The sequence below is a fragment of the Streptomyces sp. NPDC046887 genome (assembly GCF_040644755.1).
Classification (GTDB): domain Bacteria; phylum Actinomycetota; class Actinomycetes; order Streptomycetales; family Streptomycetaceae; genus Streptomyces; species Streptomyces lichenis.
Genome location: NZ_JBEYXH010000025.1, coordinates 30,554 through 52,597, shown reverse-complemented (window position 1 = coordinate 52,597; position 22,044 = coordinate 30,554). Strand labels below are relative to the sequence as shown.

The following is a 22,044-nucleotide window of genomic DNA, read 5'->3' as shown; positions in this document are numbered from 1 at the left end:
CGGCGGCCGTGTCACGGACGACGAGGCGAAACGGTTCTACCAGCTGGTCTTCCGCTGGAGCTCCCACATCTGCATCACGGTCTGCGGGTCCAGGGCGCGCTCGCCGCCGGCGATCTCCTCGCTCGCGGCGATATAGAGCTTGCCCTGCCACAACGGCAGCAGCCGGACGTCCTCGACCAGGATCTCCTGCGCCCGCTCGAACTCCTTGGTCACCGTGGAGCGGTCGCCGGCCTTGCGGGTCCTCGGCAGCAGCTCGTCGGTGATCTCGGGGCGCACATACGGGGTGGAGAGGGCGTTCTCCTTGCCGACGAAGGGGGCGATGAAGTTGTCCGGGTCCGGGAAGTCGGGGAACCAGCCGCGGCCGAAGACCGGGTAGCTGCCCTTCTGGTAGCCGCCCTGGAACTCCTTCCAGGGCTTGCCCTGCACGGTCACCTTGAACAGCTTGGTGGCCTCCAGCTGGCGCTTGAGCTCCTTGAACTCGGCCTCGGTGCCGGAGCCGTACCGGTCGGTGGTGTACCAGAAGGTCAGCTCGACCGGCTCGGTGATCCCGGCCTCGGAGAGCAGCTCGGCCGCCTTGGCCGTGTTCGGCTTGCCGTAGCTGTCGAGGAAGGAGGTGGTGTGGCCGGCGATGCCCTTGGGGACCATCGAGTACAGCGGCTCGGCGGTGCCCTGGTAGACCTTGGAGACCAGCGCGGAGCGGTCGACCACCTGGGCGACGGCCCGGCGCACCGCGAGCTTGCTGACCGAGGGGTCCTTGGCGTTGAAGACCAGGTACCGGATGTCGGCGCCGGTGGACTCCACCAGCTGCAGGCCCTCGTTCTCCTTGCGGTTCTCCCCCAGCTCCACGACCTCCTCCGAGGTCAGACCGCGGTAGGTGGCGTCGATCTGCTTGTCCCGCAGGGCCTGGACCATGGCCTCGGACTGCTTGAAGTACCGGATGGTGACGGCGTCGTTCTTGCGCTGGGCGAAGCCCTTGTAGGTGGGGTTGCCGGCCAGCTCGGCCTTGTCGCCCTCCTGGTAGGACTCCAGGGTGTACGGGCCGGAGCCGGTGACGCCGCCGTCCTCGCGCAGCTTGTCGGCGGGGTACTTCGCCGGGTCGACGATCGACATGGCGGGGGTGGCCAGGATGAACGGGAAGGTGGCGTCCGACTTGCGCAGATGGAAGACGACGGTGCGGTCGCCCTGGGTCTCGATCCGGTCCAGCGAGCCGAGGAGCCCGGCGGGGCCGCCCTGGGCGTCGATGGTGCGGATGCGGTCGATGGAGTGCTTGACCGCCTTGGCGTCGAGCTTGGCGCCGCCGGAGAAGGTGAGGCCCTCGCGCAGTTCGCAGCGGTAGACCTGGCTGACGGTGTCGGTGAAGGTGCAGTCGGCGGCGTCGGGCTGCGGGGCGGTGCTGCCGGTGGGGAAGCTCAGCAGCGTCTGGAAGACGTTGCGGTAGAGCTCCCAGGAGTTGTCCCAGGCTGCCGCGGGGTCGAGCGTGGTGGGAGCACTGGTGGTGCCGACGGTGATCTTCTTGCTTCCCTCGGCGTCATCGCCGGCCACCAGGCCGCATCCGGCCAGCAGGGATATGGACGCAAGGGCTGCGGCAGCCCGCAGACTGGTCCGGTTGAACACGTGCGCACGCTCCTCGTTCAGCCATGGATCGGCCGACCATACCGCAGTGCCCCGCCAGGTCAATGGGTGAGCCGGACGGGGCACTTGAGGCGATCATGCGCCAATCGGGCCGAACCGGGATCAGCCGACTCCGGCATTGAGGAAGATTCCGCCGTCCACCACCAGGGTCTGGCCGGTGATCCAGTCGGACTGGCCGGAGGTGAGGAAGGCGGCGGCGCCGCCGATGTCCTCGGGGACGCCGAGCCGTCCCAGCGGGTAGGCGGCGACCACCTCGGCCTCCCGCCCCTCGTACAGGGCCCGCGCGAACTTCGTCTTCACCACGGCGGGCGCGATGGCGTTGACCCGCACCCGGGGGGCGAACTCGTGGGCGAGCTGGAGGGTCAGGTTGACCATGGCCGCCTTGCTCATCCCGTACGCGCCGACGAACGGCGAGGCGGAGACGCCGGCGATCGAGGCGATGTTCACGATGGCGCCGCCGTGCTCGGACTGCCAGGCCTTCCAGGTGCGCTGGGCGAAGCCGAGCGCGGAGACGACATTGGTCTCGAAGACCTTCCGGGCCACGTTGAGGTCCAGGTCGGCCATCGGCCCGAACACCGGGTTGGTGCCCGCGTTGTTGACCAGGTAGTCGATCCGGCCGAAGGCCTCCATGGTCCGCTCCACGGCGAGCGCCTGGTGGGCCTCGTCATGGGCCTTGCCGGGCACACCGATCACCCGGTCCGCGCCGAGCCGTTCCACGGCCTCCTTCAGCGCGTCCTCGCCGCGCCCGGTGATGCACACCTGGTCGCCGCGGGCGACCAGCGCCTCGGCGACCCCGTAGCCGATGCCCCGGCTGGCGCCGGTGACCAGGGCGACCTTGCCCGAGAGCGGGATGTCCTGCGTCATGTCGTTCCCTCCTCGGGGGTCAGTTGAGCGGGCCGCCGGCCACGTACAGCACCTGGCCGGAGACGAAGCCGGCGTCGTCGCCGGTGAAGAAGGCGATGGCGTTCGCGACGTCCTCGGGGGTGCCGACCCGCTGGACCGGGATCTGGGTGGCGGCCGCGGCCTGGAAGTCCTCGAAGCCCATGCCGACCCGGGCGGCGGTCTGCGCGGTCATCTCGGTGGCGATGAACCCGGGGGCGACCGCGTTGGCGGTGACGCCGAACTTGCCCAGCTCCTTGGCGAGGGTCTTGGTGAAGCCCTGGAGCCCCGCCTTGACGGCGGCGTAGTTGGCCTGGCCGCGGTTGCCCAGCGCGGAGGACGAGGAGAGGCTGACGATCCGGCCGAAGCCCGCGTCCACCATGTGCTTCTGGCAGGCCTTGGCCATCAGGAAGGCGCCCTTGAGGTGGACGCCGACCACGGTGTCCCAGTCGGACTCGCTCATCTTGAAGAGCAGGTTGTCGCGGAGCACTCCGGCGTTGTTGACCAGGATGACCGGGGCGCCGAGCTCCTGGGCCACCCGGGCGGTGGCGGCCTCCACCTGGGCGGCGTCGGAGACGTCGCAGCCGACCGCGAGCGCCCGGCCCCCGGCGGAGGTGATCTTCTCGACGGTGTCCTTGCAGGCCGCCTCGTCGAGGTCGAGTACGGCGACGGCGCGGCCCTCGGCCGCCAGCCGGACCGCGGTGGCGGCGCCGATGCCCCGCGCGCCTCCGGTCACGACGGCGACGCGCTGCTCGGTGGTGGACATGGCTGTTCTCCTCGCCCTTGGAAGTGCCCTCGGAAGTCCCAGTGCCCTGGTGGTGGCCGGAGAGTGCTGTACACCCGGACGGGTGAGCGACCGCTTAGTACCCTCCGCGGACGAGACGCTAGAGACCGCGGCACCCCGTGTCAACGCCGCACCGGGTGCCGAGGATCACGCCCGCTCGCCGGGCCCGGTCATAGGGTCAGCGCACCAGCAGATCGAGCAGCCGCTCGACCTCGGCCTCCGGGTCGGCCGTCAGCCCGGTGTGCACCGGACCCGGCTGGACCACCGTGGAGCGCGGCGCGACCAGCCAGCGGAACCGGCGGCCCGCGTCGTCGCGCGCGGCCTGGCCGGCCTGCTCCCCGCCGGCGCACACCCCTTCCACCGCGCGCAGCGCGGCGCGTACGCCGGTGGTGTCGGCGGCCGGGTCGAGCGCCCGCAGTTTGGCCTCGTCCAGATGCGTCCGGGCCCGGACGAAGGACCGGGCGCGGCAGTAGACCACCACCCCGGCGTTGAAGCACTCGCCGCGTTCGACCCGCGGCACCACTCGCAGCAGCGCGTACTCGAAGACCTCCCGCCCGCTCACTGCGCCCCGTCCTCCTTCGCACCCTTGTTCTCGGCGGTGTGCGGCCAGGGCCGGGCGTGCTCGGTGAGCCAGCCGGGGGCCGCCGAGGCGGGGTGCTCGGTGCGCTCGCCGAGGGTGATCCGCTCATGGACGGTGGCGGCCCGGGCGAGCAGCGGCCGCACATAGGCGCGGCGCAGCTCGTCGGTGGTGGCGAAGCCGGGTTCGTCCACCAGCCACTCGTCGGGGACCTCGGCGGTCACCTCGGTCAGCAGTTCCTCGGTGACCAGCGGCGCCAGCTCCTCGGCCGCGGCGGCGACGTCGGGCGCGAACGGGGCGAGGACATGGTCGGAGGCGTCATAGGGCTTGGCGGCCGAGGCCTCGGCGCCGGGCCAGTTGTGGTGCCAGATCATGGTGGCGCCGTGGTCGATGAGCCAGGGATCGCCGTGCCACACCAGCATGTTGGGGTTGCGCCAGGAGCGGTCGACGTTGTTGATCAGGGCGTCGAACCAGACCACCCGCCCGGCCTCGGCCGACCCCACCTCGTACGCCAGCGGGTCGAAACCGATCGACCCCGGCAGATAGTCCATCCCGAGGTTGAGCCCGCCGCTGGCCTTCAGCAGCTCCTGGACCTCCTGGTCCGGCTCACCCAGCCCGATCACCGGATCGAGCTGGATGGCCACCAGCTCCGGCACCCGCAGCCCGAGCCGCCGCCCCAGCAGCCCGCAGACCACCTCGGCCACCAGGGTCTTGCGCCCCTGCCCGGCGCCGGTGAACTTCATGACATACGTGCCGAGGTCGTCGGCCTCGACGATCCCGGGGAGCGAGCCGCCCTCCCGCAGGGGTGTGACATAGCGGGTCGCGGTGACCTCTCTCAGCATTTTCCCAGGCCACCCATCTCTTCAGCCTCTGCTTCCGCCCTCCGGCATGGAGTGAGCATAGTCATCGGGGGTGGTCGCGGGCGCGGAGCGGTAGCGGCCGGGCGGGCGGCGGAGGCCCAGGCGGGCGCGCAGGGTCGCGGGCGGGGCGGTCGGGGGCTCGGCGGCGCGCAGCTCGGCCGTCAGGGCGAGGACCGCGTGGTGTGCCGCACCGGCCGGGCCGGGCGGTGCGAGCAGGGTGAAGCCGTCCGCCACGCCGGAGTCGACCAGCGCGCGGAGTTCGGCGGCCGCGCCGGGCGCGGAGTCGACGGGCCGGTCGAGGAGGACCACCGGTGGGTCGGGGCGTCCGGCGCGCCGGGCCAGCTCGCGCACGGTGTCACGCAGCGCGGGCGCGCTGTCGGCCGGGGCCAGGACCACATCGGCGACGCGCGCCGCGAAGGCGATGTCGTCGGCGTCCGCCACGCGGTGGACCAGCGGGGGGTGGCCCTGCGGCGGGCGGGCGATGTTCAGCGGTCCGGCCACGTCGAAGTGGTCGCCCCGGTGGTCGAGCGGGTGCAGCTTCTCCGGGACGAAGTAGGCCGCCGAGGCGCGGTCGCGGACGAAGGCGTCGTCGTCGAAGCTGTCCCACAGGCCCGTCAGCACCTGGGTGAACTCCTCGGCCCGGGCCCGCCGTTCGGCGGCCGAGGCGCTGCCGGCGCGGGTGTAGTTGCCCGCCGCGGCCGGGTCGGCGCGGGTGTCCGGCTGCCAGCCGGACCGGCCGTGGCTCAGATGGTCGGCCGTGGCCAGGGCACGGGCCGCGTGGTAGGGGAGGGCCTGCTCGGTGCAGACGGTGGTGACGAGCCCGATGCCGCGGGTGGCGACGGCCAGTGCGGCGGTGAGGGTGCCGGACTCGAAGTGCGGCGCGTCGGCGGGAGCCGGGGCGGCCGACTGGCGGTCGTGCAGCAGCAGGGCGTCGATGCCCGCGGCCTCGGCCTCCCGGGCCCGGCCGAGCACCTCGGCGAACGGGGCAGCGTCCGCTCCGGTGGCCTCGGCGGTGAGCAGCCGGGTGAACAGGGGGATGCGGTTCTCGGGCCGGGTCATGCGGCACCTGCCTTCCGATGCGTCGTCCGGGTGGGGGCCGCGGCACCGGTCAGCCCCAGCTTGTCGCGCAGGGTGCCCTCGGCGTACTCGTCCTTCACCAGTCCGCGCTTGCGCAGCTCGGGCACCACATGGTCGACGAAGGCCTCGGCCGAGGCGGGCAGATGGGGGAAGTCCACGATCCAGCCGTCGGCCGCGCCCTCGGTGAACCCGCGCTCCATGTGGTCCGCCACCTGCTCGGGGGTGCCGGCGAAGAAGTCCGCGACCTGCCGCAGCGCCAGCTGGCGCAGGGTCAGGTTCTCCCGCCGGGCCAGCGCGGTCCACATCTTCCGGGTACTGGAGGAGCGGTTGGACTCCGGGATGTCGGGGACCGGCCCGTCGAGGGGGTAGCGCGTCAGGTCCAGGTCCCCCAGCTGCTCCTGGAGTGCGCGGACGGCGACGATGTCCGGGACGAGCTCGTGCAGTTCGCCGATGAGCCGGCGCGCCTCCTCCTCCGTGGAGGCCACCAGGGGCTGGACGCCCGGCCAGATCTGCACCCGCTCGGGGTCCCTGCCGTGCGCGGCGACGCGTCGCTTCAGGTCCGCGTAGGTCGCCTGCCCGTCGGCCAGCCGGGTGTGGCGGGTGAAGATCACCTCCGCGTGCCGGGCGGCGAACTCCCGGCCCACGGGCGAGGCGCCGGCCTGGAAGACCACCGGGTGGCCCTGGGGCGCCGGGGGGAGGTTCAGCTCCCCGCCGACGTCGAAGAACGACGGCGGACCGGCCAAGGCGACAGCCCCCGAAGTGGCGGCCCCTGGGGCGGCGGGTCCTGAGGTGGCTGGGGTGGCGGGCTCGCCTGCCCAGAGGCGCTTGGCCACCCCGATGAACTCCTCGGCGCGCACATACCGCAGGTCGTGCTCCATGTGCTCCGGGAAGCCGAAGTTGCGCGACTCCCAGGGGGCGGCGGAGGTGACCACGTTCCACCCGGACCGGCCGCCGCTGATGCGGTCGAGCGAGGAGAACCTGCGGGCTATGTCGTACGGCTCGTTGTACGTGGTGGTGGCCGTCGCGGCGAGCCCGATGTGCTCGGTGCCGGCGGCGTAGGCGGCCAGCAGGCTCAGTGGCTCGAAGTGCTCGTTGCGGGCGGTCCGGCTGTAGTGCTGCACATCGGTGCCCCAGACGGCCACCACGTCGGGCACGAAGACGCAGTCGAACCTGCCGCGCTCCAGCGTGCGGACGCATTCCAGATGGAAGGCGAAGTCCAGTTGGGCGTCGACCGGCGTGGCGGGGTGCCGCCAGGCGGCGATGTGCGAACCCGGGCCGTCGATGATGGCGCCGAGTTTCATGGTGCGTTTCTGGTGAACCATGCGACCTTCCCTGGGAGGACGTTTTCGGGCGAGAAGCTCTTACGTGGAACGCAGGTCTCGGCGAGCCTTCCGAAGGGCCGCGCGGACCGACCGTACTCGATCGACGGCCCTCTTGTCCGCCCGGCGGTTCATCGTTGTACGAATGCCCGGAAAGATACCCGACGCGGGAGAAAAGTACAGCTGATCCCTGCTGAAACCGCACTGAAACCAGGGCCGTGCATACTGGCCAGTAGCTGCTTGAGGACGCCTGGAGCGAGGAGTCGCCACCCGGGCCTCGAAGCGTTGTTCCTCTGAATTCGAGTGGTTTATCGAGTGAGGGGTCGAGGGTGCCTGCCGACGGGGGGAGGAGTGTGTCCGCGACGTTCGCCGTCCGGCGGCGGCGCTGGTCGGACGCGTCTGCCCGGCTGTGTGCGCCCGGACCGGCGGCGGGGCGGCATCGCCCCCCACCGCCGGGGCGTGCGGAAGGCCTGGACACCGCCCTTTCCGACCGCGGTAGGTTCTATTCAATCCGGATGTTATGTGCGGCGCATCGTACGCGGCCTGGCGTTCTGGTTTTCTGGAGGATTATCACCGATGAGTGCTGCCGATATAGCCGGACGTGAAGACCAGAAAAGCAGTGCGCAGATCGCGGTTGTGGGCTACTCCTGCCGCGTCGCCGGAGCCGCTACTCCCGGGGAGTTCTGGGACCTTCTGAAGAACGGCCGCTCAGGGGTCGGTGAATTCCCTCGGGCGCGCCGGACGGAAGGCGGTGGACATCCCGATCTGCCGGGTGGATACCTCGCGGAGGTGGACCGGTTCGACGCCGATTTCTTCGCGGTGTCACCGGCTGAGGCCGCCGCCATGGACCCCCAGCAGCGCCTGGCGCTGGAGCTGGGCTGGGAGGCGGTGGAGCACAGCGGAACCTCCCCGCACGCCCTGCGGGGGACCCGGGTCGGGGTCTTCCTCGGCGCCATCAACGACGACTACGCCGCCCTGCTGCACCGCCGGGGCGCCGATGCCGTCACCCGGCACAGCCTGACCGGAACCCAGCGCAGCTTCCTCGCCAACCGGATCTCCTACCACCTCGGCCTGCGCGGGCCCAGCGCGGTGGTCGACACCGGGCAGTCGTCATCCCTGGTCGCCGTCCACCTCGGTGTGCAGAGCCTGCTGCGCGGGGAGTGCGACGCCGTGCTGGCCGGCGGGGTCAACCTCATCCTCTCCGACCTCGCCACCCGCAGCCTCCGGCGCTTCGAGGCCCTCTCGCCGGACGGCCGCTGCTACACCTTCGACGAGCGGGCCAACGGGTACGCGCGCGGCGAGGGCGGCGGCTTCGTCCTGCTCAAGCCCCTGGACCGGGCCCTCGCCGACGGCGACCGGGTCCTGGCCGTCATCCGGGGCAGCGCCGTCAACAACGACGGTGGCGGCGACGGCCTGACCGTCCCCGACCCCCAGGCCCAGCAGGCGGTCCTCCTGGACGCCTGCCGCGCGGCCGGCATCGGGCCGGGCGAGGTCCAGTACGTCGAGCTGCACGGCACCGGCACCAGGGTCGGCGACCCGCTGGAGGCCTCGGCCGTGGGCCGGGCGTTCGGCAGCGCACGGCCCGGGAGCGCCCCCGTCCGGGTCGGCTCGGTCAAGACCAACATCGGCCACCTGGAGGCGGCGGCGGGCATCGCCGGACTGCTGAAGGTCATCGCCTGCGTCAGCCACCGCGAGGTGGTGCCCACCCTCAACCACGAGCGGCCCCACCCGGGCATCCCGCTCACCGAGCTCAATCTCGCCGTGCAGCGCGACCACCGGGTCTGGCCGGAGGAGGACGGCCGACTGGTCGCGGGCGTCTCCTCGTTCGGCCTGGGCGGCACCAACTGCCATGTGATCGTCACCGACGCCCCGGCGACCGCCGGCGACTCCACCGCGGCCGTCGCCCCCGCCGGCCGCGTACCGTCCGCCGGGCCGCTGCCGTGGCCGGTCTCCGCCCGGGACGAGGCCGCACTCGGTGAGCAGGCCGAGCGGCTGGACACCCACCTCGGGCGGGAGCCGGGGACCGACGCGGCCGCCGTCGCCCGCACCCTGGCCGGCGGGCGCGCGCGATTCGCCCACCGGGCCGTGGTCGTCGGCGGCGACGAGACGGCCCTGCGCGACGGACTACGGGCGCTGGCGGCCCGTACCGGCGCCGGGAACGTCGTCCGCGGGGTGACCGGCCCCTCCGGCACCGGTGCGTCCCCCGCCGCGGCCGAGGGCGGCGACCCGGGCGTGGTGTTCGTCTTCCCCGGCCAGGGCACCCAGTGGGCGGGCATGGCCGCCGCGCTGCTGGAGGCCTCGCCCGTCTTCGCCGCGCGTATGGCCGAGTGCGAGGCCGCCCTCGCCCCGTACACCGACTGGTCGCTCACCGAAGCGGTGCGCGACCCCTCCGGCGCCGGGCTGCTGGACCGCGTCGACGTCGTCCAGCCGGCGCTGTGGGCCGTGATGGTCTCGCTGGCCGAGGTGTGGCGGTCGGTCGGCGTGCGCCCCGCCGCGGTGCTCGGGCACTCCCAGGGGGAGATCGCCGCGGCGGTCGTGGCGGGCGCCCTGTCGACCGAGGACGCGGCCCGGGTCGTGGCGCTCCGCAGCCGGGCGATCCGCCGGATCCTGTCCGACCGCGGCGGCATGGTGGCCGTCGCGGTGGACGCCCGTACGGCCGGGGAGCTGATCGCCCCGTACGGCGGACGGCTGTCGGTCGCCGCCGTCAACGGCCCCTCGTCCATCGTGGTGTCCGGCGACCCGCGGGCCCTGGACGAGCTGCTGGCCCACTGCGAGGACAACGGTGTCCGCGCCCGCAGGGTCCCCGTCGACTACGCCTCGCACTGCGCCGAGGTGGAGGCCGCCCGGGACGAGGTGCTGGCCTCCCTCGCCGGGATCGAACCCGCCCGCGCCACGGTGCCGTTCTACTCGGCCGTGGCCGGCGCCCGGCTCACCGAGCCCCGGCTGGACGGCGCGTACTGGTACCGGAACCTGCGCGAGACCGTGCGGTTCGAGGACGGTGTGCGGGCCGCGCTGGCCGACGGGTTCACCCGCTTCGTGGAGGTCAGCACCCACCCGGTCCTCGTCCCGGCGGTGGAGGAGACCCTCGAAGCGGCCGGCGCGGACGAACACGCCCTCGTGGTGGGCACGCTGCGCCGCGGCGAGGGCGGCTGGGACCGCTTCCTGCTGTCGGCCGGCGAGGCGTGGACCCGCGGCGCGGACGTCGACTGGGCCGCCGTACTCGGCCACGGGCCCAGGGCGGCCGGCCTGCCGACGTACCCCTTCCAGCGCGGGCGCCACTGGCTGCCCGCGGCGGACGGCACGCCGCCGCAGCCGTCCGCCCCGGGGCCCCGCCCTCCGGCGGACCCGGAGCCGGCGGCCCCGGAGCCGCGGGCCGGGGCGCTCACCGCCGAAGCGGCGGCCGACCTCGTACGGCGGGAGGTCGCCGTCGTCCTCGGGCACGACCGGCCCCAGGAGCTGGACACCCGGCGCACGTTCAAGGCGCTCGGCTTCGACTCCGTCGCCATGGTCGACCTCCGCAACCGGCTGCGGACGGCGACCGGCGCGGCCCTCACCACCAGCGCCCTCTTCGACCACCCCACACCGGCCGCGACCGCCGCCCAGCTGCACCGCCTGCTCACCGGGGCCGCCGACGCACCGGCGGCACGCCCCGCGCCGTCCACCACCGGCCCCTCCGACGAACCGATCGCGATCGTGGCCATGGCGTGCCGCTTCCCCGGCGGGGTGACGACGCCGGAGCAGCTGTGGGAGCTGCTGGCGGACGGGCGGGACGTGATCGGCGACTTCCCGGGCAACCGCGGCTGGGACCTGGAGAACCTGTACGACCCCTCGCTGGAGCGGCGCGGCACCAGCTATGTGCGGCACGGCGGGTTCCTGCACGACGCCGACGCGTTCGACCCCGCCTTCTTCGGCATCTCGCCCCGTGAGGCGCTGGCGATGGACCCGCAGCAGCGGGTGCTGCTGGAGACCTCGTGGGAGGCCGTGGAGCGCGCCGGGATCGACCCGCACGCGCTGCGCGGCAGCCGGACCGGGGTCTTCTTCGGCGCGATGTTCCAGGAGTACGGGCCCCAGCTCCAGGAGGGCGCCGAAGGCGTCGACGGCCACCGGCTGACCGGCGGCACGATCAGCGTGGCGTCCGGCCGCGTCGCCTACACCCTCGGGCTGGAGGGCCCCGCGGTGACGGTGGACACCGCGTGCTCCTCGTCCCTGGTGGCGCTGCACTGGGCGGTGCGGTCGCTGCGGTCGGGCGAGTGCTCCATGGCCCTGGCCGGCGGGGTGACGGTGATGCCGACGCCGGGCATGTTCGTGGAGCTCAGCCGCCAGGGCGCGCTCTCCCCGGACGGCCGCTGCAAGGCGTTCTCCGCCGCGGCCGACGGCACCGGTTGGGCCGAGGGCGCGGGTGTGCTGCTGGTGCAGCGGCTGTCGGACGCGCTGCGCGACGGCCACCGGGTCCTGGCGGTCATCCGCGGCAGCGCCGTCAACCAGGACGGCGCCAGCAACGGGCTGACGGCGCCGCACGGCCCGTCGCAGCGGCGCGTCATCCGCGACGCCCTCGCCGACGCCCGCCTCACCCCCCAGGACGTCGACGCCGTCGAGGCGCACGGCACCGGAACCACCCTGGGCGACCCCATCGAGGCGCAGGCCCTGCTCGCCACCTACGGGCAGGACCGGCCCGAAGGCCGCCCGCTCCGGCTCGGTTCGGTGAAGTCGAACATCGGGCACACCCAGGCGGCGGCCGGCGCCGCAGGCGTGATCAAGATGGTGCTGGCGCTGCGGCACGGCGTACTGCCGCGCACCCTGCACGCCGACGAGCCGTCACCGCACATCGACTGGTCCGCCGGCCGGGTGGAGCTGCTGACCGAGCCGGCGCCGTGGACGGCGGACGGCCGCCCGCGCCGGGCCGGCGTGTCGTCGTTCGGCATCAGCGGCACCAACGCGCACCTCGTCCTGGAGGAGGCCCCCGCCGAGGCGCGTACCGCGTCCCCCGGTCCGCTCCCCGCCCCGGCCACCGGTGCCCGCACCCCGCTGCTCACCGCCGACGACGGCCCGGTGCCGTGGGTGGTGTCCGGCCACTCCCCGGTGGGCCTGCGGGCCCAGGCCGCACAGCTCGCGGCGTTCACCCGGGCCCGCCCGGAGCTGTCCGCCGGGGACGTGGGCTGGTCGCTGGCGGCGTCCCGGGCGGTGCTGGAGCACCGGGCCGTGGTCCTCGGCTCCGGCGACGGCACCGGCCCGACGCGGCTGACGGCGCTGGCCGACGGGGTGCCCGCGGTCGGCGCGGTCGCCGGTGCGGCCGACGTCCAGGGCAAGGTGGTGTTCGTCTTCCCCGGCCAGGGCTCGCAGTGGCTGGGCATGGCCGTCGAACTGCTCGACGCCTCGCCGGTGTTCGCCGAGCGGCTGGCGGAGGTCGACGCGGCCGTCGGGCGGCTGGTGGACTGGTCGGTGGCCGATGTGCTGCGCCAGGCCCCGGGCGCCCCCTCCCCCGAGCGCATCGAGATCCTCCAGCCGGTGCTGTTCGCCGTGCATGTGGCGCTGGCCGCGGTGTGGCAGGCGTCCGGTGTGCGGCCCGACGCCGTCGTGGGGCACAGCCAGGGGGAGGTCGCCGCCGCGTACGTCGCCGGGGCGCTCACTCTGGACGACGCCGCCCGGCTGATCGTGCTGCGCAGCGCGCTCTTCGCCCGCGAACTGGCGGGCAACGGCGCGGTCGCCTCGGTGGCGCTGCCCGCCGCCGAGACCGAGCGGCTGCTGGAGCGCTGGGCGGGCCGGCTGGTGCTCGCGGGCCGCAACGGCCCCCGGGCGGTGACGGTCGCCGGAGACGTGCCGGCGCTGGAGGAGTTCGTCGCCCTCTGCCGCGACCGGGACGTCCGCGCCCGGATCGTGGGCTCCACGGTGGCCTCCCACTGCGCCCAGGTGGACCCCCTGCGCCAGGAGATCCTGGAGCTCTTCGCCGGGATCACCCCCGTCCGGGGCGGCGTGCCGTTCTACTCCACCGTCACCGGCGCGCGGAAGGACACCGGGGAGCTGACGGCGGAGTACTGGTTCGACAACGCCCGGCAGCCGGTGGACTTCGAGGGCACCGTGCGGACGCTGCTGGACGACGGGTTCCGGTTCTTCGTCGAGAGCAGCGCGCACCCGGTCCTCAACCCCGGTCTGCAGGCGATCTTCGAGGACACGGGGACCGAGGCGGTCGCCCTCGGGTCGCTGCGCCGCGGCGAGGGCGGCCCGGACCGGTTCCTCACCTCGCTCGCCGAGGGGTTCGTCCGCGGCCTGCCCGGCGTGGACTGGCAGGCCTGGTTCACCGGGACCGCTGCCCGCCCGGCCGAGCTGCCGACGTACGCCTTCCAGCGCGAGCGCTACTGGCTGGAGTCGTCCCCCGCCCGCGGCGGCGACCTGCGCCGCCTCGGCCTCGGCGCCGCCGACCACCCGCTGCTCGGTGCCGCGGTGAGCACCGCCGGTGGCGGCGACCTGCTGCTGACCGGCCGGCTGTCGCTGGCCACGCACCCCTGGCTCGCCGACCACGCCGCCCTGGACACCGTGCTGCTGCCCGGTGCCGCCTTCGTGGAACTGGCCCTGCGCGCCGGTGAGTCGGTGGGCCTCGGCCGGCTGGACGAACTCACCCTGGAGGCCCCGCTGACCCTGCCCGCCCGCGGCGGTGTGCAGCTCCAGGTCGCGGTGGAGCGGCCGGACCAGGACGGCCGGGCCCGGGTGGCGGTGTACGCGCGGCCCGAGACCGCCGAGTCGGCGGCCACCGGCGAGGAGCCCTGGACGCGGCACGCCACCGGTGTGCTGACCACCGCCGCCGCGTCCGCACCGGCCGGCTCACCGGCCGCCGCGCCGGGCCTCGCGCCGCCGCCCGGCGCGGAACGCGTCGGCCTCGGGTCCTTCTACGAACGGGTCGCGCACCGCGGCTACGGCTACGGCCCCGCCTTCCAGGGCCTGCGCGCCGCCTGGCGCACCGGCGACACGCTCCACGCCGAGGTGGCGCTCGCCGCGGAACAGGCCCCGGAGGCCGCCCGGTTCGGCATCCACCCGGCCCTGCTGGACGCCGCCCTGCACCCCGCGCTGCTCCGCGCGCTCGACGAGCAGGACGACGCCCCCGTACGGCTGCCGTTCGCCTGGAGCGGGGTCACCCTGCACGCCGTGGGAGCCACCTCCGTACGGGTACGGGTGGCGCCCGCGGGCCCGGACGCGGTGTCCGTCACCCTCACCGACCCCACGGGCGCGCCGGTGGCCTCGGTCGACCGGCTCACCCTGCTCCCGGTGTCGCCACGGCAGCTCACCGGCGCCGCGGACACCACCGGCGACGCGCTGTTCCGCACCGAGTGGACCGCGCTGGCCCCGGCCGGGGACGCCGTGGACACCACGGGCTGGGCCTTCCTCGGCGCACCGCCCACCGCCCCGTTCGACGCCGCCCCGTTCGACCGGGCCCGGTACTCCCCCGACGTGGCGGAGCTGTACGCGGACGGAGCCGTGCCCGAGGTCGTGGTGGCGGTCCGCCCCTCGGCGCCCGCCGACGGCGATCTGGCGGCCGCCGCCCACACGGCGGCGACCGGGGCACTGGCACTGGTGCGCGCCTGGCTCGCCGACGAGCGGACCGCCGGCTCCCGGCTCGTGGTCGTCACCCGGGGGGCGGTGTCCACCCGGGCCGGTGAGGACGTCACCGATCCGGCCCAGGCGCCCGTATGGGGGCTGCTGCGCTCGGCGCAGTCGGAGAACCCCGGCCGGTTCCTGCTCCTCGACACCGAACCCGGCGCCGAACCCGGCGTCCGGTCCGGCACCGCCCCCACGACCGATGACGGGCCGGTTGCCGCCCGCGCCACCGATGACGGGCCGGATGCCGCCCATGCCGTCGCCCATGCCGCCGCCCGCGCCGTCGCCGCGGCTCTGGCCGCGGAGGAACCCCAGGTCGCCGTGCGCTCAGGCGCCGCGCTGGTCCCCCGCCTCGTCCGCGCCACCGCCGCCGACCCGGTCGGGAACGCCGCACCGCTTGCCGCCTTGGTCGGGAACGCCGCACCGCTCGCCGTCCCGGCCGGGAGCGCCGCACCGCTTGCCGCCTCGGTCGGGAGCGCCTCCCCGGTCGGGAACGCCGCACGGCTCGCCGCCTCGGCCGGGAGCGCCGCACCGCTTGCCTCCACCACCGGTACGGTCCTGGTCACCGGGGGCACCGGGGCCCTGGGCGGGCTGCTCGCCCGCCACCTGGTCACCGAGCACGGCGTACGCCATCTGCTGCTCACCAGCCGCAGCGGCCGCGCCGCCGCCGGCGCCGACCGGCTGGAGGCCGAACTCCTCGCCCTGGGCGCGGTCCAGGTGGACATCGCCGCCTGCGACGCCGCCGACCGCGACGCGCTGGCCGCGGTCCTGGCCGCCGTACCGGCCGACCGCCCGCTGACCGCGGTGGTGCACGCCGCGGGAGTCCTGGACGACGGCATGGTGGCGTCCCTGACGCCCGAGCGGCTGGCGAAGGTGCTGCGGCCCAAGGTCGACGCGGCCGTCAACCTGCATGAACTGACCCTCCGGCACGAGCTCTCGGCGTTCGTCCTGTTCTCCTCGGTCGCGGGCACCTTCGGCAACCCCGGCCAGGGCAACTACGCCGCCGCCAACGCCTTCCTCGACGCCCTCGCCGCGCACCGCCGCGCCCGGGGTCTGCCCGCCCACTCCCTCGCCTGGGGCCTGTGGGAGCACTCCGGCGACATGCTCGGGCACCTCGAACAGGACGACCTCGCCTGGATGCGGCGCGCCGGCATCCGGCCCCTGCCGTCCGAGCTCGGCCTGGCCCTGCTGGACGCGGCCACCGCACGGGACGACGCCCACCTCGTCCCCGTACGGCTCGACTTGGCGACCCTCCGCAAGGAGGCCGCCTCCGGCATGCTGCGCCCCCTCTTCCAGGGGCTGGTACGCACCGTGGCCCGCCGGACCGCCGCCGCGGACGCCCCGGTGGCCGGCGGCCTCGCCCAGCGGCTCGCGGGCCTCGGCCGGGAGGAGCAGGGCCGGGCCCTGCTCGACGTGGTGCGCGCGCAGGTGGCGACCGTCCTGGGGCACGCCACTCCCGACACCGTCGCCGCCGCGCGGCCGTTCAAGGAGCTCGGCTTCGACTCGCTCACCGCGGTCGAGCTGCGCAACCGCCTGAACGCCGCCACCGGGCAGCGCCTGCCCGCCACGCTCGTCTTCGACCATCCCACCCCCGGGGCGCTCACCGCCTTCCTGCGCGACCGGCTCCTCGGAGAACGGACGGCGGACGGGCGGGCCGCGGACGGGCGGATCGCGGACGGCGGGAACCCGGACGGACGGCCGACGGTCGACGGGAGCGCGCGGCCGACGCGGGGCGGCCCGTCGGACGAGCCCATCGCGATCGTCTCCATGGCCTGCCGCTACCCGGGCGGCGTCGCCTCCCCGGAGGACCTGTGGCGGCTCGTCGCCACCGGGCAGGACGCCGTCTCCTCCTTCCCCACCGACCGGGGCTGGGACACGGACCTGTACGACCCCGACCCGGCGGCGACCGGCCGGAGCTACGCCCGCGAGGGCGGATTCCTGCACGACGCGGGCGAGTTCGACCCCGCCTTCTTCGGCATCTCGCCGCGCGAGGCGCTGGCCATGGACCCGCAGCAGCGGCTGCTGCTGGAGACCTCCTGGGAGGTGTTCGAACGGGCCGGGATCGACCCGGCCACCCTGAAGGGCAGCTCGACGGGCGTGTTCACCGGTGTCATGCACCACGACTACGGCTCCGCCTCCGACGTTCCCGAGGGATTGGAGGGCTACGGCGTCACCAGCACCCAGGGCAGCGTCGCCTCCGGCCGCGTCGCCTACACCTTCGGCCTGGAGGGCCCGGCCGTCACCGTCGACACCGCCTGCTCCTCCTCCCTGGTCGCCCTGCATCTGGCCGTGCAGGCGCTGCGCTCCGGCGAGTGCTCCCTGGCCCTCGCCGGCGGGGTGACGGTCATGGCCACGCCCTGGGTGTTCGTGGAGTTCAGCCGCCAGCGCGGCATGGCGCCGGACGGCCGCTGCAAGCCCTTCTCCGCGGCGGCGGACGGCGCCGGCTGGGCCGAGGGCGCGGGCGTGCTGCTGGTGGAGCGCCTGTCGGACGCCCGCCGCAACGGCCATCCGGTCCTCGCGGTCGTACGCGGCAGCGCGGTCAACCAGGACGGCGCCAGCAACGGGCTCACCGCCCCCAACGGCCCCTCGCAGCAGCGGGTGATCCGCGCCGCCCTGGCCAGCGCCGGGCTGACGGCGGCCGAGGTGGACGCGGTGGAGGCGCACGGCACCGGCACCACCCTGGGCGACCCCATCGAGGCGCAGGCGCTGCTGGCCACCTACGGCCAGGACCGGCCCGACGGCCGCCCGCTGCGGCTGGGCTCCGTCAAGTCCAACATCGGGCACGCCCAGGCCGCCGCGGGCGTGGCCGGTGTGATGAAGATGGTGCAGGCCCTACGGCACGGACTGCTGCCGCGGACCCTGCACGTGGACCGGCCCTCCCCGCACGTGGACTGGAGCGAGGGCGCCGTGGAGCTGCTCACCGACGCGGTGGAGTGGGACGCCGGGGGCCGCCCGCGCCGCGCGGGGATCTCCTCCTTCGGTATCAGCGGCACCAATGCCCATGTCATCGTGGAGGAGGCGAGTCCCGACGAGGCCGGAGCCGAAAGGACCGGCACCACCGTACCGGCGCCGGACGCCATCCCGGGCGTCGTCACCGGCCCCGCCCCGGGCGTCGTCCCCTGGCCGGTGTCCGGCCGGTCCAGGGCAGCCCTGCGCGCCCAGGCCGAGCGGCTCTCCGCCTTCGTCGCGGCCCGCACCGGCCTCGCCGTCCCGGACGTCGGCCACTCCCTGGCCGCGACCCGCGCCGCGTTCGAACACCGCGCCGTGGTGCTGGTGTCCGACCGTGCGAGCGCCCTGGCCGGCCTGACCGCCCTGGCCGACGGCCTGCCCGCCGCCGCCACCCTCACCGGCACCGCGCCCGAGGAGCCCGGCCGGGTCGTGTTCGTCTTCCCCGGGCAGGGCTCGCAGTGGCCCGGGATGGCCGCGGAACTCCTGGAGACCTCACCCGCGTTCGCCGAACGGTTCGCGGAGTGCGACGCCGCCCTGCGCCCCCATGTCGGCTGGTCGGTCACGGACGTGATCCGGGCCGGGCACCGCGCCGGGACGGGCGGCGAGGCCCCGATCGGCACCGCGGGAGACGACAGCGCGGGAGACGACCACATCCCGCCCCTGGACGACGTGGTCGTGGTGCAGTCCGCGCTCTGGGCCGTCATGGTCTCCCTCGCGGCCCTCTGGCAGTCCGTGGGCGTCCGCCCCGCCGCCGTCATCGGCCACAGCCAGGGCGAGATCGCCGCCGCCACCGTCTCCGGAGCCCTCTCCCTCACCGACGCGGCGAAGGTGGTGGCCCTGCGGGCCGCGGCCATCGCCGAGGCCTTGTCCGGGCGCGGCGGCATGGTGTCCGTGCCCCTCCCCGCCGACCAGGTCCGCGAGCGCTGCGCCCCGTGGGAGGGCAGGATCTCCGTCGCCTCCGTCAACGGTCCGTCCGCCACGGTCGTCTCCGGCGAACCGGACGCCCTGCGCGAGCTGCTCGCCGCCTGCCAGGCCGAGGACATCAACGCGAAGGAGATCCCCGTCGACTACGCCTCCCACTCCGCCCAGGTGGAGGCCATCCGCGACCAGGTCATCGGTGCGCTGGCGGACATCCGGCCGCGCGGCGGCGAGATCCCGTTCTACTCGACGGTCACCGGCGGGCTCTTCGACACCACCGGTGCCGACGCCGCGTACTGGTACACCAACCTGCGCCAGGAGGTGCGGTTCGACGAGACCGTCCGGGCCCTGCTCCGGGACGGATACGGCTTCTTCGTCGAGAGCAGCGCCCACCCCGTACTGACCATGGGCCTCCAGGAGACCTTCGAGGACACCGGCATCGGTCGTGCCGTCGCCCTCGGCACCCTCCGCCGCGACCAGGGCGGCAGGGACCGGTTCCTCACCTCGCTCGCCGAGGGGTACGTCCACGGCCTGGCCGTCGACTGGGACCAGGTCTACGCCGGCACGGGAACCCGGCGCGTCGACCTGCCGACGTACGCGTTCCAGCGAGAGCGGTTCTGGCTGGACGTCCCGGCGCGGCGTGGTGATGCGGCGGGGCTGGGGCTGGTGGCCGCGGGGCATCCGCTGCTGGGGGCGATGGTGTCGCTGCCGGACGACCGGGGCGTGCTGTGGACCGGACGGCTCTCGTTGTCCGAGCAGCCGTGGTTGGCGGATCACGCGGTGTTCGGTTCGGTGGTGGTGCCCGGTGCGGTGCTGGTGGAGCTGGCGTTGCAGGCGGGCGGCCGCCTGGGATGCGGCCGACTGGAGGAGCTGACGCTTCAACAGCCGCTGGTGGTCGGCGAGTCGACTGGTGTGCGGCTCCAGGTGACGGTGGCGGGCGCGGATGAGGACGGGCGGCGCGCCGTGACGGTCCATTCAAGCCCCGACAGCCGCGGTGACATCCAAGCGGCACCGGGCGATGAGGTGTGGACGCTGCACGCCGCCGGAACCCTACTGACCGCAGCCCACGACAGCCCCTCCCGCCCTGCCCCGGACGTATGGCCGCCGCGTGCCGCGGCCCCGCTCCCGGTGGAGGACCTGTACGACCGGCTGGCCGATATGGGCTATGCATACGGGCCGCTGTTCCAGGGTGTACGGGCCGCCTGGCGGCGCGGCGAGGAGGTGTTCGCCGAAGTCGCCCTGCCGGACGCGATGAGCGGCGAGGCGAACGGCTTCGCTATCCACCCCGCGCTCCTGGACGCGGTCTTCCATATGTCCATCGACCCGGCCTCGCACGAGGTGCGGCTGCCCTTTGTGTGGTCCGGGGTCGAGCTCACCGGCCCGTCGGGAGGCGTGCTGCGCGTCGCGCTCTCGCCCTCCGGTGAGAGCGGGGTGTCGGTGGATGTGGCGGACGCGTCGGGCACACCGGTGTTGTCGGTGGCCCGGCTGGTGACCCGCCCGGTGGTGCGGGAGCAACTGCGTGCCGCAGGCGGTGGCGGGGTCCGGGACGCGCTGTTCGATGTGGCCTGGGAGCCGGTGGCCACCAAGGTGCCGACCTCCGTGGACTGGGTCCGTTGGGGGGCACCGGAGCCGTCCGACGTGGTGGTCTGGTCCATCGCCGACGACGCCGGGCAGGACGTGTCGCGGGTCGCGGCAGACGCCCTGGCCGTGGTGCGGGTCGTGGCAGACGCCTTGGCCGTGGTGCGGGAGTTCCTTGCCGGGGAACGGTTCACCCGGTCCCGTCTGGTGCTGCTCACCCGAGGTGCTGTCGGTACCGCTCCGGATGAGGCCGTCAGGGATGTGGCGGCAGCATCGGTGTGGGGCCTGGTGCGTTCCGCCCAGCGGGAACACCCGGACCGGCTGATCCTGGTGGACATCGAGCCAGGTCTCTCCCCGGAGGCGGAGCAGGCCGCGATACGGCTGGCCCTGGGCACGGGCGAGCCACAGGTAGCCGTACGCGCCGGCCGCGCACTCGCCCCCCGACTGACCCGGGCCACCACCATCCCCACCGACACACCCCAGGCGGCCTTCGGCCCAACCGGCACCGTCCTCATCACCGGCGGCACCGGCGGCCTGGGCGCCCTGGTGGCCAAGCACCTCGCCACCGCCCACGGCGTACGGGACCTGCTGCTGGTCTCACGCCGCGGCCCTGCCGCCGATGGCATCCCCGCCCTGGTGGCCGAACTGGAACAGCACGGCGCCCGGGTACGGGTGGAGGCCTGCGACGTCGCCGACCGCGACGCCCTCGCCGCCCTGCTGGCCTCCATCCCCGACGACCGCCCCCTTACCGGCATCGTCCACTCCGCAGCCGTCCTCGACGACTGCGTCATCGAGTCACTGGACGATGAGCGGCTGCGGAAGGTGCTCCGACCCAAGGCCGAAGCAGCGTTCCATCTGCACGAGTTGACGGCCGAGCTGGACCTCTCCGCGTTCGTCCTGTTCTCCTCCTTCGCCGGTGTGGTGGGCAGCGCCGGGCAGGCCGGATACGCCGCGGCGAACGCGGCACTGGACGGACTGGCCTCGCACCGGCGGGGCCAGGGGCTTCCGGCGGTGTCCCTGGCCTGGGGCTGGTGGGACACGGACGGTGGCCTGACCGGCGGGCTGACCCAGGTGGACCGGACACGCCTGGCCGCCCTGGGCCTGTCAGCGATGAGCACGCAGGAAGGCCTGGCACTCTTCGACGCGGCAATAGCGTCGGATAGCGCGCTGGTGGTGCCGGCCGCGCTGGACACCGCCGGGCTGCGACGACGGGAACCGGCGCAGATGCCCCCGCTCCTGCGCGCACTGGTCGGCACGACCGGCGCCAAGCGCCCGACTCGTACCGAGAGCACGGGGCTGACATCCCGGATCGCAGGCCTCGCGGAGGCGGAACGGCGCCGAGTGGTCCTGGACGCGGTCCAACGCCAGGTGGGCGACGTGCTCGGATACGGGCCCGGCCGACCGGTCGCAGTCGACACACCGTTCAAGAACCTGGGCTTCGACTCCCTGATGGCGGTCGAGCTGCGCAACCAGCTCAACCAAACCACCGGCCTGCGACTCCCCGCCTCCCTCGTCTTCGACCACCCCACGGTCCAGGAACTGGCCGCCCATGTGGAGGCCGAACTGGTGGTGGCCGAAGGCCCCGCGACGGACCCGATCCTGGACGACCTCCTCCGGATCGAGAAGGCCCTGACCGGGGCGGAGCTCGGGCATGACGCTCGGGAACGCATCGCCGACCGCCTCACCGCGCTGCTGGCCCTCTCGGTCCCCGGGCGGGAGGCCGGCCTTCCCTCCACCCAGCCGGAGCCCGCGGACGGCCCCGACTTCGTCAACGAACTGGAAGCCGCGACGGCCGACCAGATCCTCGACGTCATCGAAAAAGAGTTCGGGAACTCCTGAACCTGCCCCTCCAGCCCGACCTCGACGCGCCTTGCGGGAGCGACC

The 22,044-nt window shown here is 74.4% G+C and carries 8 protein-coding genes; 1 reads left to right on the top strand and 7 read right to left on the bottom strand.

All coding sequences use genetic code 11. The features are described from left to right. Window positions 1-36 precede the first annotated feature (36 nt). The 7 genes from ABZ945_RS22045 to ABZ945_RS22015 all read right to left on the bottom strand — a co-directional run bounded on the left by ABZ945_RS22045 (window position 37) and on the right by ABZ945_RS22015 (window position 7,131). A complete protein-coding gene (locus tag ABZ945_RS22045; protein WP_361272073.1) occupies window positions 37-1,614 on the bottom strand; it encodes an ABC transporter substrate-binding protein in 1,578 nt (525 codons plus the stop codon). 120 nt (window positions 1,615-1,734) lie between these two features. Beyond that, on the bottom strand, window positions 1,735-2,496 hold the full coding sequence (locus tag ABZ945_RS22040) for an SDR family oxidoreductase (protein ID WP_361272070.1): 762 nt from the start codon (window positions 2,494-2,496) through the stop codon (window positions 1,735-1,737). A 19-nt stretch (window positions 2,497-2,515) separates the two neighbouring features. Beyond that, window positions 2,516-3,277 carry a 3-oxoacyl-ACP reductase FabG gene (fabG, locus tag ABZ945_RS22035; RefSeq protein ID WP_361272068.1) on the bottom strand — a complete coding sequence of 254 codons (762 nt, stop codon included), beginning with the start codon at window positions 3,275-3,277 and terminating at the stop codon, window positions 2,516-2,518. A 196-nt stretch (window positions 3,278-3,473) separates the two neighbouring features. Continuing rightward, on the bottom strand, window positions 3,474-3,857 hold the full coding sequence (locus tag ABZ945_RS22030; protein WP_361272066.1) for a DUF3037 domain-containing protein: 384 nt from the start codon (window positions 3,855-3,857) through the stop codon (window positions 3,474-3,476). After that, the gene (locus tag ABZ945_RS22025; RefSeq protein WP_361272064.1) at window positions 3,854-4,714 is read right to left on the bottom strand and encodes a HipA family kinase; all 861 of its coding nucleotides are present in this window, start codon (window positions 4,712-4,714) and stop codon (window positions 3,854-3,856) included. Before ABZ945_RS22025 ends, ABZ945_RS22030 begins: the two co-directional genes overlap by 4 nt. Before the next feature lie 21 nt (window positions 4,715-4,735). Next, on the bottom strand, window positions 4,736-5,791 hold the full coding sequence (locus ABZ945_RS22020) for an LLM class flavin-dependent oxidoreductase (RefSeq protein WP_361272061.1): 1,056 nt from the start codon (window positions 5,789-5,791) through the stop codon (window positions 4,736-4,738). Then, window positions 5,788-7,131 carry an NtaA/DmoA family FMN-dependent monooxygenase gene (locus ABZ945_RS22015; protein ID WP_361272059.1) on the bottom strand — a complete coding sequence of 448 codons (1,344 nt, stop codon included), beginning with the start codon at window positions 7,129-7,131 and terminating at the stop codon, window positions 5,788-5,790. Before ABZ945_RS22015 ends, ABZ945_RS22020 begins: the two co-directional genes overlap by 4 nt. A 573-nt stretch (window positions 7,132-7,704) precedes the next feature. Here ABZ945_RS22015 and ABZ945_RS22010 point away from each other — a divergent pair. Beyond that, on the top strand, window positions 7,705-21,999 hold the full coding sequence (locus tag ABZ945_RS22010; protein WP_361272056.1) for an SDR family NAD(P)-dependent oxidoreductase: 14,295 nt from the start codon (window positions 7,705-7,707) through the stop codon (window positions 21,997-21,999). Window positions 22,000-22,044: the final 45 nt, after the last annotated feature.

Excerpts from the sequence above, each read along its gene's own strand:
- fabG (WP_361272068.1), bottom strand. The coding sequence starts at position 3,277 with ATGTCCACCACCGAGCAGCGCGTCGCCGTCGTGACCGGAGGCGCGCGG.
- ABZ945_RS22015 (WP_361272059.1), bottom strand. The coding sequence starts at position 7,131 with ATGGTTCACCAGAAACGCACCATGAAACTCGGCGCCATCATCGACGGC.
- ABZ945_RS22010 (WP_361272056.1), top strand. The coding sequence starts at position 7,705 with ATGAGTGCTGCCGATATAGCCGGACGTGAAGACCAGAAAAGCAGTGCG.
- ABZ945_RS22020 (WP_361272061.1), bottom strand. The coding sequence starts at position 5,791 with ATGACCCGGCCCGAGAACCGCATCCCCCTGTTCACCCGGCTGCTCACC.
- ABZ945_RS22025 (WP_361272064.1), bottom strand. The coding sequence starts at position 4,714 with ATGCTGAGAGAGGTCACCGCGACCCGCTATGTCACACCCCTGCGGGAG.
- ABZ945_RS22040 (WP_361272070.1), bottom strand. The coding sequence starts at position 2,496 with ATGACGCAGGACATCCCGCTCTCGGGCAAGGTCGCCCTGGTCACCGGC.